This window comes from Streptomyces sp. B1866, assembly GCF_031932565.1.
Classification (GTDB): Bacteria; Actinomycetota; Actinomycetes; order Streptomycetales; family Streptomycetaceae; genus Streptomyces.
Genome location: NZ_JAVSCF010000571.1, coordinates 1 through 744 on the forward strand (window position 1 = coordinate 1; position 744 = coordinate 744).

Annotated in this window: 1 protein-coding gene; it reads right to left on the reverse strand. The window is 75.0% G+C overall.

Annotated elements, in window-relative coordinates:
• The coding region (locus RKE29_RS30240; protein WP_312008894.1) for a beta-ketoacyl reductase at positions 1-744 on the reverse strand (744 nt) is incomplete at both ends.

Sequence of the window (744 nt, forward strand, 5' to 3'; positions counted from 1 at the left end):
ATCGCGATCGGCTCGTCCGACACGCCGTCCGCGGGCGCCGCGGCCGACGGCACCGCCGCGGGCGCCGAGGCCACGCCCAGCACCTCGGAGCGCAGGAAGTCGGTGAGCAGGCCGGGCGTCGGGTAGTCGAAGATGATCGTGGCCGGCAGGCGCTGCCCAGTGGCCGCGTTGAGCCGGTTACGCAGCTCCACGGCGGTCAGCGAGTCGAAGCCCAGCTCCTTGAACGGGCGGCTCGCGGCGATGGTCTCCGGGNGGCGGCTCGCGGCGATGGTCTCCGGGGTGGCGTGTCCCAGGACGGTCGCCACCTGAGCGCGCACCACGTCCAGCAGGGCCCGGTTCTGCTCCTCGGGCGTGAGGCCGGACAGCCGCTGGGCCAGCGCCGATCCGCCGGAGGCGTCGGCGGTGGCGGCCGTCCTGCGGGTCACCGTGCGCACCAGGCCGCGGAAGAGGGGGCGCAGCATGCCGGACGCGGCCTCGTGCCGGAGGGTGGTCATCTCCAGGCGTACGGGCACCAGGTGCGCGTCGTCCAGCGTGGTCGCGGCGTCCAGCAGGGCCAGGCCCAGGCTGGACGGCAGCGGCTGGATGCCCGCGCGCTTCATCCAGGCCAGGTCGTTCTGCTCCAGGTGGTCGAGCATCTCGCTGGACTGGGCCCACAGGCCCCAGGCCAGCGAGTGGGCGGGCAGCCCGCTCGCCCGGCGGGACTGCGCGAGGGCGTCCAGGAAGGCGTTGGCCGCGGCGTAGTTG